The 14,719-nt window shown below is 47.9% G+C and carries 18 protein-coding genes; 2 read left to right on the top strand and 16 right to left on the bottom strand.

Going from position 1 to position 14,719, the window contains the following annotated elements:
* Window positions 1–40 precede the first annotated feature (40 nt).
* Window positions 41–802 (bottom strand): SDR family oxidoreductase, encoded by a 762-nt coding sequence (locus KNO79_RS01490; protein ID WP_214690432.1) that lies wholly within the window; start codon window positions 800–802, stop codon window positions 41–43.
* A 188-nt stretch (window positions 803–990) separates the two neighbouring features.
* On the opposite strand from KNO79_RS01490, the gene KNO79_RS01485 reads away from it, so the two are divergent.
* Window positions 991–1,497, top strand: a complete 507-nt coding sequence (locus tag KNO79_RS01485) for a hypothetical protein (RefSeq protein WP_214686041.1) — start codon at window positions 991–993, stop codon at window positions 1,495–1,497.
* A gap of 13 nt (window positions 1,498–1,510) precedes the next feature.
* The gene (locus KNO79_RS01480) at window positions 1,511–1,882 is read left to right on the top strand and encodes a VOC family protein (RefSeq protein WP_159562969.1); all 372 of its coding nucleotides are present in this window, start codon (window positions 1,511–1,513) and stop codon (window positions 1,880–1,882) included.
* A gap of 41 nt (window positions 1,883–1,923) precedes the next feature.
* Here the strand turns inward: KNO79_RS01480 and mreB are convergent, their stop codons facing one another.
* The 15 genes from mreB to upp form a co-directional block, all read right to left on the bottom strand.
* Window positions 1,924–2,910, bottom strand: coding sequence for a rod shape-determining protein (mreB, locus tag KNO79_RS01475; protein WP_074035738.1), 987 nt, complete (start codon window positions 2,908–2,910; stop codon window positions 1,924–1,926).
* A gap of 81 nt (window positions 2,911–2,991) precedes the next feature.
* Window positions 2,992–4,293, bottom strand: a complete 1,302-nt coding sequence (murA, locus tag KNO79_RS01470; RefSeq protein WP_012727351.1) for a UDP-N-acetylglucosamine 1-carboxyvinyltransferase — start codon at window positions 4,291–4,293, stop codon at window positions 2,992–2,994.
* Between the two features lie 244 nt (window positions 4,294–4,537).
* Window positions 4,538–4,756 (bottom strand): DUF1146 family protein, encoded by a 219-nt coding sequence (locus KNO79_RS01465; RefSeq protein WP_031422262.1) that lies wholly within the window; start codon window positions 4,754–4,756, stop codon window positions 4,538–4,540.
* Between the two features lie 200 nt (window positions 4,757–4,956).
* Entirely contained in the window at window positions 4,957–6,147 is a 1,191-nt protein-coding gene (locus KNO79_RS01460) for an EAL and HDOD domain-containing protein (RefSeq protein ID WP_031422261.1), read from the bottom strand.
* Between the two features lie 152 nt (window positions 6,148–6,299).
* Window positions 6,300–6,710, bottom strand: a complete 411-nt coding sequence (locus KNO79_RS01455; RefSeq protein WP_012727354.1) for a F0F1 ATP synthase subunit epsilon — start codon at window positions 6,708–6,710, stop codon at window positions 6,300–6,302.
* A 28-nt stretch (window positions 6,711–6,738) separates the two neighbouring features.
* Window positions 6,739–8,157 carry a F0F1 ATP synthase subunit beta gene (atpD, locus tag KNO79_RS01450; RefSeq protein ID WP_012727355.1) on the bottom strand — a complete coding sequence of 473 codons (1,419 nt, stop codon included), beginning with the start codon at window positions 8,155–8,157 and terminating at the stop codon, window positions 6,739–6,741.
* Between the two features lie 34 nt (window positions 8,158–8,191).
* Window positions 8,192–9,049 carry an ATP synthase F1 subunit gamma gene (gene atpG, locus KNO79_RS01445; protein ID WP_012727356.1) on the bottom strand — a complete coding sequence of 286 codons (858 nt, stop codon included), beginning with the start codon at window positions 9,047–9,049 and terminating at the stop codon, window positions 8,192–8,194.
* A gap of 36 nt (window positions 9,050–9,085) precedes the next feature.
* A complete protein-coding gene (atpA, locus tag KNO79_RS01440) occupies window positions 9,086–10,594 on the bottom strand; it encodes a F0F1 ATP synthase subunit alpha (protein ID WP_074035730.1) in 1,509 nt (502 codons plus the stop codon).
* Between the two features lie 18 nt (window positions 10,595–10,612).
* On the bottom strand, window positions 10,613–11,146 hold the full coding sequence (locus KNO79_RS01435) for a F0F1 ATP synthase subunit delta (RefSeq protein ID WP_159562972.1): 534 nt from the start codon (window positions 11,144–11,146) through the stop codon (window positions 10,613–10,615).
* On the bottom strand, window positions 11,146–11,673 hold the full coding sequence (gene atpF / locus KNO79_RS01430) for a F0F1 ATP synthase subunit B (RefSeq protein WP_074035726.1): 528 nt from the start codon (window positions 11,671–11,673) through the stop codon (window positions 11,146–11,148). The genes KNO79_RS01435 and atpF overlap by 1 nt, the downstream gene beginning before the upstream one ends.
* A 71-nt stretch (window positions 11,674–11,744) precedes the next feature.
* Entirely contained in the window at window positions 11,745–11,966 is a 222-nt protein-coding gene (gene atpE, locus KNO79_RS01425) for a F0F1 ATP synthase subunit C (protein WP_012727360.1), read from the bottom strand.
* Window positions 11,967–12,031: 65 nt separating this feature from the next.
* On the bottom strand, window positions 12,032–12,769 hold the full coding sequence (atpB, locus tag KNO79_RS01420; protein ID WP_074035724.1) for a F0F1 ATP synthase subunit A: 738 nt from the start codon (window positions 12,767–12,769) through the stop codon (window positions 12,032–12,034).
* Window positions 12,769–13,176, bottom strand: a complete 408-nt coding sequence (locus KNO79_RS01415) for an ATP synthase subunit I (protein WP_074035722.1) — start codon at window positions 13,174–13,176, stop codon at window positions 12,769–12,771. Before KNO79_RS01415 ends, atpB begins: the two co-directional genes overlap by 1 nt.
* Window positions 13,173–13,400, bottom strand: a complete 228-nt coding sequence (locus tag KNO79_RS01410) for a hypothetical protein (RefSeq protein WP_012727363.1) — start codon at window positions 13,398–13,400, stop codon at window positions 13,173–13,175. Before KNO79_RS01410 ends, KNO79_RS01415 begins: the two co-directional genes overlap by 4 nt.
* 664 nt (window positions 13,401–14,064) lie before the next feature.
* Window positions 14,065–14,694 (bottom strand): uracil phosphoribosyltransferase, encoded by a 630-nt coding sequence (gene upp / locus KNO79_RS01405; RefSeq protein ID WP_012727364.1) that lies wholly within the window; start codon window positions 14,692–14,694, stop codon window positions 14,065–14,067.
* Between the last annotated feature and the right edge of the window lie 25 nt (window positions 14,695–14,719).

The raw sequence follows: 14,719 nt of genomic DNA, 5'->3' as shown, positions 1-14,719 counted from the left end.
AGATGTCTTTTTTTTTATTGTATCCATCGAACGTTCTCTATTAGCGCCCAGTAAACCCTCCGTCAACGTGAAGATGTTGGCCATTCACCCATGCGCCGTCTGGGCCCATCAAGAAAGCGACGAAGCGAGCCGTATCTTCAGGCGTCCCCATTCGCTTGTAAGGAAATAATGGTAGCAAGTGTTCTCGAAGTTCGTCATTGATCCAACCCGTATCCGTCGGTCCCGGATCGAACGCATTCACCGAAATGCCGTATTCTCCTAATCCATTCGCCAACGCAGGTGTGATGGCAATCAATGCACCTTTCGTTGCGATGTAGGCCAGGTTATTCGCATCCGGTCCCCCCGATACGAAGAACAGGATTCGCCCATCTTGATGTCCCGCTTGTTTATAGCGCTCAATAAACGCAAAGGTGAGTCCGAGTGTCCCTTCGTTATTCACCAGGTAATGTTTTCTCAATACGTCGGTTGTAAAGTTCTCAACGTTGACATGTCGTTCATAGGTCGCGTTATGGATTAGCCTGTTCGGTATACCAAGTTTAGCTTCCATTCGATCAAGTAATCCGACCTCGTCTCCTGAAGCCAAATCGTATGCCTCATGCTCGACACGGGCCCCTTCTTCAGTCAGTTCTTGAACCAATCGTTCGATGAAGCCAATTTCTTCCCCGATTCCTTCTTTAGCGTCAAACGGACTCCAGTGCGTCAAGTACAAGTCATGTCCTTCAGAAGCAAGTTTTCGCGCAATCGCAGCACCGATGCCTTGATTGCGACTGACGCCAGTAATGAGTGTAAGTGGTTTGTTCATGATGTCCTCCGATTCTATTTGATTATTCTGTTCAGTTCATTAGTGAATCGGTGCCATCATGATTCCCCTCTCATTGATTAATGATTTCATTATATACAATTTTTCCCATGAATGAACTATATATTCGTATCCTCTTTAGATATGATGGATATATATGATTCATCACATCGGTATTGGGAGGCGCTTATTTGAAAAAGTTGATCATAACGACATTTTGTACATGGATATTGAGTGCTTTGCTCTATGCTGCCTTGACGGATGAATCATTTGTCACGCTTACCCAATCCGTCGACGTCAATCAGAACGTGTTGGAGCGCTACTTGACAACTCAAGTCATGTCTCCTAATTTCGGTGGGGATGTTTATGCCAGCTATCAAATCCTCGGGACGAGTACGACTCGACAGGAAGTGTATGTATGGGTGCTTCTACAAGAATATTATCCTAACCATCAACAACTTGAGCGAGGGACCGGAATATCTGCTCCAATCGTCTTACACATTGACCATTCCTCAGGAGTCTCTCGGATTGTCAATCATACGTTACCTCGAGATGGCTCATATTATCCTGGCGACTTACATACCCTATTCCCATTACATATTTCTATCGGCTTAATGTCTCACCCAACAGGACTTACCAACCGTCTCCAACGTCAACTTGAATCAGAGTTACCCCTTCCTGTTTCAAATACATATTGAAAGGATGAATCCCATGAGCCTCATTCAACAAATCAAACAAATCTACATCCCTGTCAAAGAGTTAGACCGTGCCGTTCAATTCTATCGAGACACGCTTGAGGTACCCTTTCTCTTTCAAGCAGGATTGCTCGCATTTTTCGACTGTGGGGGCGTTCGCCTCATGTTGTCCCCTCCAGAGAATGATGTTTTTGCAAAGTCAAGTCCAATTCTCTATTTGAGTATCGCATCCATCGATGACGCTTATGCTCAGTTGAAAAATGCAGGAGTGACTTTCATTGATGAACCACACTGTGTGGCAAAAATGGGGACGACAGAAACGTGGATGAGTTTCTTCAAAGATTCTGAAGGCAACGTGTTGGCACTCGTCTCCGAAATATTGAGTTGAACATACAAAAAACAAGCGACCGCACGCGGTCGCTTGTCTGTTTATTTCAATCGATCTAAGTTTTCGAGCATGATTCCCGTTCCGTGCGCGACACTGAGTGTCGGCTCCTCGGCCATCATGACCGGCAACATGACACGCTCTGCGACGAGTTGGTCAAGACCGTGAAGGAGTGATCCCCCACCTGTCATGATGATTCCGCGGTCGATGATGTCCGCTGCAAGTTCTGGTGGTGTCTGTTCAAGGACACGCTTCGCTGCTTCGACGATTTCATTAGCTGATTCAGCCATCGCTTCACGAAGTTCTTCTGACGTAATGGTCACCGTACGAGGCAATCCACGTACCATGTCACGTCCACGAATATCCATCGATTCGTTACGCCCTCCTGGGAAGACCGTCGCGATTTCTTTCTTGATTTGTTCAGCCGTACGTTCTCCGATGATCAGCTTGTGCTTCTCTTTGATGGCACGAAGGATGTCCGTATCGAAGCGATCCCCTGCAATCTTGATAGTCTCACCGCAGACGATGTCTCCCATTGATAAAATGGCGACGTCGGTCGTCCCACCACCAATGTCAATGATCATGTGACCAACCGGCTTCCAAATATCCATGCCTGAACCGACTGCCGCAGCTTTTGGTTCGACGGCGAGGAAGACTTCTTTCGCGCCAGCTTTCTCAGCAGCTTCACGAATGGCTTTTGCTTCAACCGGCGTGACGTTCGCAGGTGTACAAATCAGCATGCGGATGCCTCCGAAGAAGCCTCGGACTTGAATTTTCTCGATGAAGTGACGGAGCATTTCTTCTGTTGTGGCGAAATCGGCGATGACTCCGTCACGGAGAGGACGGATCGCCACGATATCACCAGGTGTACGACCAACCATCTCATACGCTTCTGAACCGACTGCTAGTACTTTTCCTGTAGAGCGTTTTATCGCAACGACTGAAGGTTCGTCTAAGACGATTCCTTTCCCTTTGACGTGAATGACAACGTTTGCTGTCCCTAAATCAATCCCGATATCTTTTGAAAACATGATGTATAGGTTCCTCCGTTCGTTTCTTCATTGAAAAGAGCGAGAAGAGTCTCTCCTCGCCCTCTAATTCGTGCTCGTTTCTTAGTTCTGAACCATTTCTTCAGCAACTTCGACAGTTCCTTCAATACGCTCGATGTCAGCACCGAGTGCTTGAAGTTTCTTGTGGAAGTCAACGTATCCACGGTCGATATGATATAAATCTCCAACGCGTGTCTCTTCTTCCGCGATGAGACCTGCTAGAATAAGTGCTGCTCCGGCACGAAGGTCCGTTGCGACAACTTCCGCTCCTTGAAGGCGTACGCCACCTTTGACGATTGCTGAACGTCCTTCAATCTTAATGTCCGCGTTCATACGACGGAACTCTTCGACGTGCATAAAGCGATTCTCAAACACCGTTTCCGTGATGACAGATGTACCGCCCGCTTTCAAGACGAGTGCCATCATTTGTGACTGCATGTCTGTCGGGAATCCTGGGTGTGGCATCGTCTTCACATCAACCGGCTTCAATTCGTCTGGTGCCGTGACACGCATGCCTTCTGCCGTATCCTCGAAGTGGACACCCATTTCTTCCATTTTTGAAATCAATGGACGAAGGTGCTCACGTTCTGCACCGATGACTTCGATGTCACTACCTGTGATCGCACCAGCAACGAGGAACGTACCTGCTTCGATACGGTCTGGAATAATCGAGTGTTCTGCACCGCGAAGTGTTTCTACACCTTCGATGCGGATTGTTTCTGTACCTGCACCGCGAACGTGTGCGCCCATTCCGTTTAAGAAGTTCGCAAGGTCGACGATCTCAGGTTCTTTTGCAACGTTCTCGATGATAGTCGTACCCTCTGCAAGCACAGCTGCCATCATGATGTTCTCTGTCGCACCAACAGATGGGAAGTCCAAGTAGATTTTAGCACCTTGGAGACGGCCTTCTACAGAAGCTTCTACGAATCCGTTTCCGATGACCGTTTTCGCACCCATCGCTTCGAATCCTTTTAAGTGGAGGTCAATCGGACGTGAGCCGATTGAGCATCCGCCCGGCATTGCTACACGAGCGTGACCGAGACGGGCAAGAAGAGGTCCCATGACGAGGATTGAAGCACGCATCTTCCGCACGTACTCAAGCGGTGCTTCATCTTTGATGTCGCCCGACGCATCGACAGTTACTTCATTCTTTTCTTCATTGAACGATACCTCTGCACCGAGGTGACGAAGTACTTTGTTAATCGTGTACACGTCAGCAAGACGTGGTACGTTTTGTAAGATTGACTTTCCTTCGCTAGCTAATAGAGTGGCAACCAATGTTTTGAGTACGGCGTTTTTTGCTCCCTCAACGCGCACAGTACCTGACAGTTTACGTCCTCCACGGACTACGATCAAATCCTTCATATCTCTCTTTGTCCTCCAACTTCATTGTTTTTTTATATAGTGCGTCGATATCCGAATCCGGATGTGATGATGTCGATTATTTGAATGGTTTGCAAAACGTGATGATTTTTCATTCATTAATCAATCTGAATAATAAATAAGTGCAAATTGAATGAAAAAAACATCATGTCAGACGAATTTATCCTACATGATAATCATATAGGAGTCGTTACAGCAGGATTACAGTTTGTTAAATATTCTGCGACTACTGTATAGGTGCGAGCGCCTGCGCCAGTCGAATGTACTCCAAAAAGAACTGGGCAATCAGTGAACCGAAGACAACCGCTACGAGAACGCGCAAGACAGCAGCTTGCGGACTCCTCACTTGATTGAGCAACTTATCCCATTTGACGGGTAAGAGTGCCCACCAAGCGACGTAGATCGCTATGATATAAATCGCTAGCGAAAATACGGTATTGACCATCGACGATTCCCCTCTTTTCTAAAATTCGTACCATTTTTAATCATATCATGACATGTTAGAGAAAAAAAGACTTAGGGTCTTAAGCTTCGAGCGGTTTGAACCATTCGATCAACTCACTTTCTCTACAAGCACACCAAAAGGGACGTCATCAGCAGTAAGGTCTTACTACAGTAATTGACGCCCCTCACATATTTCAAACATTATTCAATCGATTCGTCAAGGCTACGAGACCAGCGAATCGCTTCGACGTAATATTGAGACCAATCCGAATCTGTGTTATGGAGCGGAATCGTCAACTGTTCGTAGTCGATGACATCCTCTAACAACTTTCGCAAACCGTTCTGTTCACCGAGTAACGCTGCCTTTACAGGAGGCGCCACCGGAAGCTCTGCAATCAACGTTTGCATTGCCTCATCGAGAATGACGTCGAGTGATGAAAAGATTCCCGTAATGAATGCATCAAACGGTAATACATCTGTCAATGTATCCTCCGCAATCAACTCCATCATTTTTCCGCGAATGACACTCTGTTTAATCAGTTCTTTCGATTCAGACGTCTGCATCTCTCGAAGAAGCATCAAATAAGACCATCGTTTCAACTCATCTAGTCCGATTCGCGCGACGGCTTGCTCGATTGATTCAATCGTTCGACGACCTTTTTGATACACCGTATTGACCGTACGGAGCATCTTATAGGATAGGTCGACACTTCGCTCAATTTGCGCTGAAATCCGTCGAAAACTCGGTTCCGGACGATCGAGCTCTTTCAACATTTCAATGAGCGTGTGACGCAACGGATGCACTTCGGCCCCGTGCACCACGATGGGACGACTAAAGAAGTACCCTTGGAACATTTTATATCCGAGTCGTTTCGCAATCTCATACTCTGCGGGTGTCTCGATTTTTTCCGCCAAAAATTCGACTCGGTGTCCGAGCGCATCAATCAATTTTTGCTGTTGATCGACTGGGGTCGCTTGATAGTCGATTTTGATGATGTCGGCGAGTCCAATCAATGGGCGATATTTCTCTTCAAATACGAAATCATCCAGTGCAATCGTATAACCTTGACGTCTTAACGAGCGGAGAGACTGTAATACTTTCTCCGTCGGTTCGACATGTTCGAGCACTTCGACGACGAGCGATTGACGTGGTAGCAACGAAGGCACTTCCCCTTCAATCAACGTCTGAGGGAAATTGATGAACGCGCGCGTCCCTTCTGTCAATTCCCGAAAATTGAACACAAGGTAAGCGTTATGAATGACGTCAGCTGTTGCCAACGAATCATCTACGTTCTCAAAAATATTATTTTCGCTGCGGCGATATAACAATTCGTAGCCGCAAACGCGTAATTGTTGGTCAAAAATTGGTTGTCGCGCAACGTAAACTTTCATTCCCTAATCTCCTTTACGGTAGTTCCCACCTTTATTATCGGTCTTCTTCCATATATTTTTTACTAGTCCCGTCATTTAGAAGCACGACAAAAGACCCATCTTTTCCAAAAAACAACAAAAAAAACTCCCACACTTTCGTGTGAGAGTCATTCTTATTCTTTCATATCGCGAATGCTTAAGCGGTTGATCGCTTTTTTGAGCGCAAGTTCCGCACGACGGAATTCGAGTTCCGAGAGCTTCGTGTCTTGAAGACGACGCTCGGCACGAACTTTCGCCGCAGAAGCGCGATCATAGTCGATCTTATCCGCCATTTCGGCTGTTTCAGCTAAGATCGTCACCGTGTCGGGACGAACTTCCATGAAACCGCCGCTGATTGCGATCAGCGTGCGTCCACCATCTTCGTGGCGCAGCTTGAGGACTGAGACGTCGAGTGGCGTCACCATCGGGATGTGCTTTGGCAAAATACCAAGCTCACCAGTGACCGATTTGGCGATGACCATTCGTGCGTCTCCTTCAAAGGCTGCACCATCCGGGGTGACGACGTTGACGTGAACAGTATTCATCGTCTAGTTTCCCCCTTCCGCGTAGGTCTTAGACCAACGTCTTCGCTTTTTCGATGACGTCTTCGATTGGACCGACGAGACGGAATGCATCTTCAGGAAGATCGTCGTGTTTACCTTCGAGGATCTCTTTGAAGCCGCGTACTGTCTCTTTGACTGGCACGTACGAACCTTTTTGGCCCGTGAACTGCTCAGCCACGTGGAAGTTTTGTGATAAGAAGAACTGAATACGACGTGCACGGTGAACCGTGAGTTTGTCGTCTTCAGACAACTCGTCCATCCCGAGGATAGCGATGATGTCTTGAAGTTCTTTGTAACGCTGAAGCGTCTGTTGAACGTTACGTGCAACCTCATAGTGCTCTTTCCCTACGATTTCAGGAGAGAGGGCACGTGAAGTCGATGCGAGCGGGTCAACGGCTGGGTAAATCCCCATCTCCGAAAGACGACGCTCAAGGTTTGTTGTTGCATCAAGGTGGGCGAACGTTGTTGCCGGAGCCGGGTCCGTGTAGTCATCGGCTGGTACATAAACGGCTTGAATCGAAGTTACCGATCCTTTTGCAGTCGATGTGATTCGCTCTTGAAGCATACCCATTTCAGTCGCAAGTGTCGGCTGGTAACCTACCGCCGATGGCATACGTCCGAGAAGGGCTGAAACCTCAGAACCTGCTTGTGTGAAACGGAAGATGTTATCAACGAAGAGAAGAACGTCTTGTCCTTGCTCGTCACGGAAGTACTCTGCCATTGTCAAACCAGTCAAGGCAACACGGAGACGTGCACCAGGTGGTTCGTTCATCTGACCGAAGACCATCGCTGTTTGCTTGATAACGCCTGAGTCCGTCATCTCGTGGAACAAGTCATTCCCTTCACGCGTACGCTCACCGACTCCTGCGAATACAGAAATCCCGCTGTGCTCTTGCGCGATGTTGTTGATGAGTTCCTGGATGAGGACGGTTTTCCCTACACCGGCACCACCGAAGAGGCCGATTTTACCACCTTTGATGTATGGTGCGAGAAGGTCGACGACTTTAATCCCTGTTTCAAGGATTTCAACTTTCGTTGACAATTCGTCAAATGTTGGCGCTTGACGGTGAATCGGTGCACGAAGCACGTCAGCTGCCACTTCTTTATCATCGATCGGGTTACCGAGAACGTTGAAGACACGTCCAAGTGTCGCTTCTCCAACTGGTACCGAAATCGGTGATCCTAAGTCAAGTACTTCCATACCGCGGCGAACGCCGTCAGTTGAGTCCATCGCAATCGTACGGACCGTGTCGTCACCAAGGTGAACAGCTACTTCGAGCGTCAAGTCGACACTAACATCGTCCGCTGTCGCTGCCACGTGTGTGACTTTGAGAGCGTTGTAGATGTTCGGTAAGTGGTTGTCGAACTTTACGTCGATAACTGGGCCCATGACTGCGACTACGCGGCCTTTCATGCCGTATTCGTTCATCGTGTTAGCCTCCTACAATCTAGAGGGCGTGCGCTTATTCAAGCGCCGACGCACCTCCGACAATCTCTGTGATTTCTTGTGTGATCGCTGCTTGACGCGCGCGGTTGAATTTGAGTTTGAGTCCGCGAATGAGTTCATCCGCATTGTCTGTCGCACTCGACATCGCCGTCATCCGGGCTGCGTGCTCTGACACTTTCGCATCGAGCAATGCGCCGTAGATGAGTCCTTCCGCATAACGTGGGAGGAGCGCCGCTAAGATCGTTTCTTCTTCTGGTTCGTATTCATACATCACATTGGATGCGGACTGTTCGATATCCCCGAGCGGGAGCAATTGTTGAATCTTCACTTCTTGGCTGATGACCGAGATGAACGAGTTGTAGCAAAGCTTCAATTCATCAATCTCGCCCTCGCTGAAGGCACCTACCGTCTGTTTGACGATTTCTGCGACTTCAACAAAAGTTGGTTGGTCGTTTAGCCCTGTCATCGCGCTATACACCGGAATGTTGCGTGACTTGAAGAACTGGACACCGACTTTCCCGATTACGTAAAGACGATACTCATCTGTTGATGTGTGCTTGTCTTTGAGTTCACGGTACACGTCACGCAAGACGCTGGCGTTGTATCCACCTGCGAGTCCGCGGTCTGACGTGATGACGATATAACCAGTCCGTTTGACGGGACGTACTTGAAGCATCGGGTGTGTCGCGCCTGATGTACCACCGGCGATCGACGAGATGACTTCTTGCAACTTGTCCATGTACGGCTTGAAGTTGGCGTTGTTCCCTTGGGCCCGGTTCAACTTTGATGCCGACACCATGTTCATCGCTTTCGTGATTTGCTTCGTGCTTTGGGTCGAGGTGATCCGCATCTGGATCTCACGTAATGATGCCATTTCGATTCACCACCTTAATAGACGCTCGTCACCGGATTAAACCGATGGCGAGAACGTCTTTTTGAATTCCGTAATTGCGTCGACCATTGCCTCGTCTGAAGGAAGGTTTCCTGTCTGACGGATTTCACGGCAGAGGTCTTTACGGTTTTGGTCGAGCCATGCGTTCATTTCTGTTTCGAAACGACGGATGTCTGTGACTGGGATGTCATCGAGATGACCTTTCGTGAGTGCGTAGATGATGATAACTTGCTTGTCTACAGAAAGCGGTGCGTTCAAGTCTTGTTTCAAGACTTCAACCGTACGCTGACCACGGTTCAACTTCGATTGTGTCGCTTTGTCGAGATCTGATCCGAACTGAGCGAACGCTTCGAGCTCACGGTAAGACGCGAGGTCAAGACGAAGTGTACCAGCAACTTTCTTCATCGCTTTCACCTGTGCCGAACCACCAACACGTGATACTGAGAGACCGGCGTTGATCGCTGGGCGTACCCCAGAGAAGAAGAGGTCCGACTGAAGGAAGATCTGACCGTCTGTGATCGAGATAACGTTTGTCGGGATATATGCTGAGATATCCGATGCTTGTGTCTCGATGAACGGAAGTGCTGTCAATGAACCACCGCCGAGTTCGTCGTTCAACTTCGCTGCACGCTCAAGAAGGCGTGAGTGGAGGTAGAAGACATCCCCTGGGTAGGCTTCGCGGCCTGGAGGACGACGGAGAAGGAGCGAGAGCTCACGGTAAGCTGCCGCTTGTTTCGAAAGGTCATCATAAACGACGAGGACGTGTTGTCCGCGATCCATGAAGTACTCACCCATCGATACCCCTGCGAATGGTGCGAGGTAAAGAAGTGGTGCCGGCTGTGATGCCGATGCCGAAACGACGATTGTATAGTCGAGCGCTCCGTTTTGACGAAGCGTCTCTACTACGCCACGTACAGTCGATTCTTTCTGACCGATAGCAACGTAGATACAAATCATGTTCTCTTCTTTTTGGTTGATAATCGTATCGATGGCAACAGATGTTTTACCTGTCTGACGGTCACCGATGATGAGCTCACGCTGACCACGACCGATTGGAACGAGGGCGTCAATCGCCTTAATTCCTGTTTGAAGTGGTTCGTGAACCGATTTACGTGCCATAACGCCGTAAGCTTTACGCTCGATCGGGTTATAGTTGTCAGTCACGATTGGTCCAAGACCATCGATTGGTTGTCCGAGTGGGTTGACGACACGTCCGAGGAGTGCCTCACCAACTGGAACTTCCATGATGCGACCTGTACGTTTGACAGAATCGCCTTCTTTGATGCCTTTGTAATCGCCAAGGATGATAATCCCGACGTTACCTTCTTCTAAGTTTTGCGCCAAGCCCATTACGCCGTTAGAGAACTCTACGAGTTCCCCCGCCATAACGTTATCGAGTCCGTGTGCACGAGCGATACCGTCACCTACTTGAATGACTGTACCTGTCTCGCTGACTTCGATTTCAGAACCGTACGAAGCGATTCGTTCTTTTAGCAGGGCGCTGATTTCTTCAGCTTTGATTGTCATTGAATTCACCCCTATTTCTTACGCATTCAACAATTCACGCTCAAGGCGTGTAAGTTTCGTTTCGATCGTATCATCGTACGTCGTGTATCCGACTTGGACACGGAGTCCACCGATGACTTCTTCATCGACGACGTTATTCAATTGGAGCGTCTTCCCGAGCTTCTGTCCGAAGACGAGTTCGACGTCTTTCAAGTCTGTTGCCGACAATGGGTAGGCGCTTGTGACAATACCCTCTGCAATTCCACGATAGTCGTTGATAAATTCGCGGACGTAACGTGGCAATGCGCGAACCTCTGCCGCACGGTCATTTTCGACCATGACGAGAAGTGTGTTCACGACAATCGCCGTCATATCACCAAAGCTGTCTTTTAAAAGCTGTGCAAGCTCGCTGTCACTGACTGCCGGATTCGTTAAGAGATCCATGAGTTCAGGAGTCGCGTGGAGCACTTCATCGAGCAGACGCACTTCCGCTTCGACTTGGTCGAGCGTGCCTTGTTCCCGCGCTAAGTCGAAGAGCGCTTTGGCATAGCGTTTTGCTAATGATGCGTTCATCAGTTCGCACCTTTCGCTTTAGACAGGAAGTCTGTGACGAGGGCACGCTGTTTCGCTTCATCACCTTTAAGGTCTGTTTGAAGGACGTGGCGTGCTGCCGAAAGTGCCTGTGTGACGACTTCCGTTTGAAGAGATTGTTTCGCAAGCTCACGCTCGCGCTCAATCGCTTTCTCTGCCTCGATTTTAATTTGTTCGGCTTCCAAACGCGCCTGCTCCACCAAGCGTGCTTGTTCTGCTTCTGCTTGTCGACGGCTGGCGTCGAGCATTTCTTTTGACTCAGTACGTGCTGCACTGAGTGCATCACGTTGTTCAACGACATAATGTTCCGCATCTTTGCGGCTCTTTTCAGCGAGTTCAATTTCGTTCGCTACATACTCTTCACGCTGTCTCATCATTCCAAGGAGTGGTCCCCAAGCAAATTTCTTCAACAGGGCCAAGAGTACGAGGAATGTGAAAATTGTAAAGATCATATCCAGAATGCGGAGGCCTTCGCCGCCAGCACCAGCTGCAATCATCATCGTATCCATGCATACCCTCCTCTTGACTAAATAAGTGAGGGAGACGTGCTCCCTCTCATGCTATTCTCGTTAACTCGGAATCAAGAGTTGAGGAGAAGGAAACCGACAGCCACACCGATGATCGGGAGGGCCTCAACCAAACCGATACCGATGAACATTGTTTGACGAAGTTCGTTTTTGAGTTCTGGTTGACGTGCTTGTCCTTGTACTGTTCCGTATACGATCAAACCGTTACCGATACCAGCTGCGAGTGCTCCAAGTCCGATAACAAGTGCTGTTGCGAGAAGATTAAGTTGTTCCATTGTGTATATTCCTCCTAAAAGTTAAGTAAATAATTTGATTGTAACGCTTTGGCGAGATGTCCGAATCAATGTTCGGCCGAAGCTTTGTGCCCGATGTACACCATTGCAAGCGTCAGGAAAATGTAGGATTGGATAACCCCGATAAAGATTGAGAAACCTTGCCATAGAATCATTGGGAAGACCGCAAAGATTGCACCGAGCGGGTTGAGTGCGCCTTCGGCTGTAATCGCGAGTCCCAAGATGATGGTAATCATGATTTCACCGGCAAAGATGTTACCGTATAGACGCAAACCGAGCGTCAACGTGTTCGCAAACTCCTCGATCAATTTGATCGGAAGCAAGAACCAGACTGGTTTTACGAATTCCGCCGAATAGTGTTTCAATCCGTGCAGTTTCACCCCGTAATAGTGCGACATTGCAACGACGAGTGTCGACAACGCCAAGGTTACGTAAGGATCGGCTGTCGGTGAGTTGAACCACAAATAGTGTCCGGAAATGACGTTAAACGGTAGACCCATCAAGTTTGAGAAGAGAATGAACAAAATCAACGTCATCCCAAATCCAATAAAGCGTCCTCCTGTCTTCCAGTCCATCGCACTTGCGATGATTCCACGTACGAACTCCGCGAAGAATTCCATGAAGTTTTGTTTGCCAGTCGGCTTCATTGCCAAACGTCTTGTCCCCCAAATGGCGAATACGAAGACGAGTAACGCTGCAACTAGCACTGTAATGACGTTCGTCCAGCTCCCGTATAACGTATAGTCCCCAAAGTGCAGAGAATATGTGGGAAACTCATGACCCATTAATATTCACCTCTTTTCCTGCTGAGCTGGGCAAGTGTAAACTCGCCAAATTGTATGATGTGGCCGGCGATTAGACCAGTTACCACCGCGATGACGGACACTCGATCCTCGTAGAGAAGACCGACTATCACTGCTAACGCACCGACCGCCATTCTTGAAACGGTCCCGTGCGACTTTGGTCGTCGTCCATGCTCGATGACGTCATACATACGTATGACACTTCGATTCTGCATATGTAGAATGATGAGACTCCCGACCCCGCCGATGAACAATCCGAGAAAAACGGCTTTGTACATCGGGACGATGAAGGCGCCAACTAACAAAATTGCAAACCAAATGGTAAACCATTTCGTATAACGCTTCATCAACTCTTTTTGTGCTTTTCTGTCTGCTTGAATCGTATTCATTCGTCCTCTCCTGTCAATAAACTCCGAAGGGTGAGAACTAGCGCCGTAACCCCGAACACGAGTCCAAGGATAATCGACACATTCCAACCAAACGTGCCCCAAAATTCACGTCTTTCGCCGTACTGTCCGACGAGATAACCGATGACAATCGGTCCAGCAAGTGCTGTCGAGATTTGTGAAGCGAGCGAGGCATAGGATAGATAACGATTGTCTTTTTTCGCCATCCAAATCCCCCTTTCGAGTCTCACGTGCTCCCTTGTTCTTCACGAATTCACACTCGCGTGACCATCAAAAGTCACACAAGTTCAGAGTAATAGAAATGGCATAAGAAGTCAATGAATTTCACAATTATAAAAGCGCTTTAAATCAAGTCGTATCAATAGTTTTACGCACTTCATAAACTAAACGATCAAAGCACTTTTTTAAGAAAGTGTGAAGAAACGTTGAAATAAAAATGTTGACTTTATAACATTTCACAAACGGAATCAGATGAAGAATAGTTCAGTTATACCCCCACGTTTTGGAAAATTCAATCGGTAAACGCTTACGTTCACAAAGAGTTACGAAACGTCTGTTGACTTCATTTTGAAATCGTTTTCAACGTCCTGTATCAGTATACCGAGGATGTTTTTACCATGTCGAGCGATTTCGCCCATTTTTTTGTGAGGAATCTCATACTGTTCAAAATCCCTTTCTCAATCCTGGTTTTATATTCGAAATCGAGGGATTCTATTTAAATAAGAAAGAATAGATAAATTCCATCCCAGTTCGCCATTCTTCTCGCTCTAGTTTTGTGTCTATTTTGTGACATCCGTAAATGATAAATATTATTCAGTGTCAATCGTAAAAAAAGCGAGAATCGCATAGGCGATTCTCGCTTTTAAGTCATTACTTCGTACCAAACAAACGGTCACCCGCATCCCCAAGTCCAGGAACGATATAACCGTGGTCATTTAATTTTTCATCGAGTGCAGCAAGATAGATCTCTACATCCGGATGTTCTGCTTGTACACGCTCTACGCCTTCTGGTGCTGCGCAAAGGCATGCCAACTTGATTGACTTCGCTCCGTGTTTCTTGAGTGATGCAATCGCATCAACAGCCGAACCACCTGTCGCGAGCATCGGGTCAACAACGATAAAGTCACGTTCTGTGACGTCTGTCGGAAGTTTCAAGTAGTATTCGTGTGGCTCAAGTGTTTCCGGATCGCGGTAAAGACCGATATGACCGACTTTTACGTTCGGCATCATTTTGAGGAACCCATCCACCATACCAAGTCCTGCACGTAAAATAGGGACGATTCCCAATTTCTTGCCGGCAATCATCTTTTGAGTGGAAACAGAGACCGGTGTCTCGATTTCTACGTCTGTTAGGGGTAGGCTGCGCGTGATTTCGTATGCCATAAGTGAAGAAACTTCGTCGACGAGTTCACGGAACTGCTTCGTCCCCGTCTCTACTTTACGCATAATCGTCATTTTGTGCTGAATCAAAGGATGGTCATAAACATGTACTTTTCCCATCTTGCTTCACTCCTCTCTCATTCTC

It is taken from the genome of Exiguobacterium sp. s43 (genome assembly GCF_018617255.1).
Lineage (GTDB): Bacteria > Bacillota > Bacilli > Exiguobacteriales > Exiguobacteriaceae > Exiguobacterium > Exiguobacterium profundum.
The sequence above is the reverse complement of the archived record's forward strand: the minus strand, read 5'-3'. Positions and strand labels throughout refer to the sequence as shown.

Excerpts from the sequence above, each read along its gene's own strand:
- KNO79_RS01490 (WP_214690432.1), bottom strand. The coding sequence starts at position 802 with ATGAACAAACCACTTACACTCATTACTGGCGTCAGTCGCAATCAAGGC.
- KNO79_RS01480 (WP_159562969.1), top strand. The coding sequence starts at position 1,511 with ATGAGCCTCATTCAACAAATCAAACAAATCTACATCCCTGTCAAAGAG.
- mreB (WP_074035738.1), bottom strand. The coding sequence starts at position 2,910 with ATGTTTTCAAAAGATATCGGGATTGATTTAGGGACAGCAAACGTTGTC.
- murA (WP_012727351.1), bottom strand. The coding sequence starts at position 4,293 with ATGAAGGATTTGATCGTAGTCCGTGGAGGACGTAAACTGTCAGGTACT.
- KNO79_RS01465 (WP_031422262.1), bottom strand. The coding sequence starts at position 4,756 with ATGGTCAATACCGTATTTTCGCTAGCGATTTATATCATAGCGATCTAC.
- KNO79_RS01460 (WP_031422261.1), bottom strand. The coding sequence starts at position 6,147 with ATGAAAGTTTACGTTGCGCGACAACCAATTTTTGACCAACAATTACGC.
- KNO79_RS01455 (WP_012727354.1), bottom strand. The coding sequence starts at position 6,710 with ATGAATACTGTTCACGTCAACGTCGTCACCCCGGATGGTGCAGCCTTT.
- atpD (WP_012727355.1), bottom strand. The coding sequence starts at position 8,157 with ATGAACGAATACGGCATGAAAGGCCGCGTAGTCGCAGTCATGGGCCCA.
- atpG (WP_012727356.1), bottom strand. The coding sequence starts at position 9,049 with ATGGCATCATTACGTGAGATCCAGATGCGGATCACCTCGACCCAAAGC.
- atpA (WP_074035730.1), bottom strand. The coding sequence starts at position 10,594 with ATGACAATCAAAGCTGAAGAAATCAGCGCCCTGCTAAAAGAACGAATC.
- KNO79_RS01435 (WP_159562972.1), bottom strand. The coding sequence starts at position 11,146 with ATGAACGCATCATTAGCAAAACGCTATGCCAAAGCGCTCTTCGACTTA.
- atpF (WP_074035726.1), bottom strand. The coding sequence starts at position 11,673 with ATGGATACGATGATGATTGCAGCTGGTGCTGGCGGCGAAGGCCTCCGC.
- atpE (WP_012727360.1), bottom strand. The coding sequence starts at position 11,966 with ATGGAACAACTTAATCTTCTCGCAACAGCACTTGTTATCGGACTTGGA.
- atpB (WP_074035724.1), bottom strand. The coding sequence starts at position 12,769 with ATGGGTCATGAGTTTCCCACATATTCTCTGCACTTTGGGGACTATACG.
- KNO79_RS01415 (WP_074035722.1), bottom strand. The coding sequence starts at position 13,176 with ATGAATACGATTCAAGCAGACAGAAAAGCACAAAAAGAGTTGATGAAG.
- KNO79_RS01410 (WP_012727363.1), bottom strand. The coding sequence starts at position 13,400 with ATGGCGAAAAAAGACAATCGTTATCTATCCTATGCCTCGCTCGCTTCA.
- upp (WP_012727364.1), bottom strand. The coding sequence starts at position 14,694 with ATGGGAAAAGTACATGTTTATGACCATCCTTTGATTCAGCACAAAATG.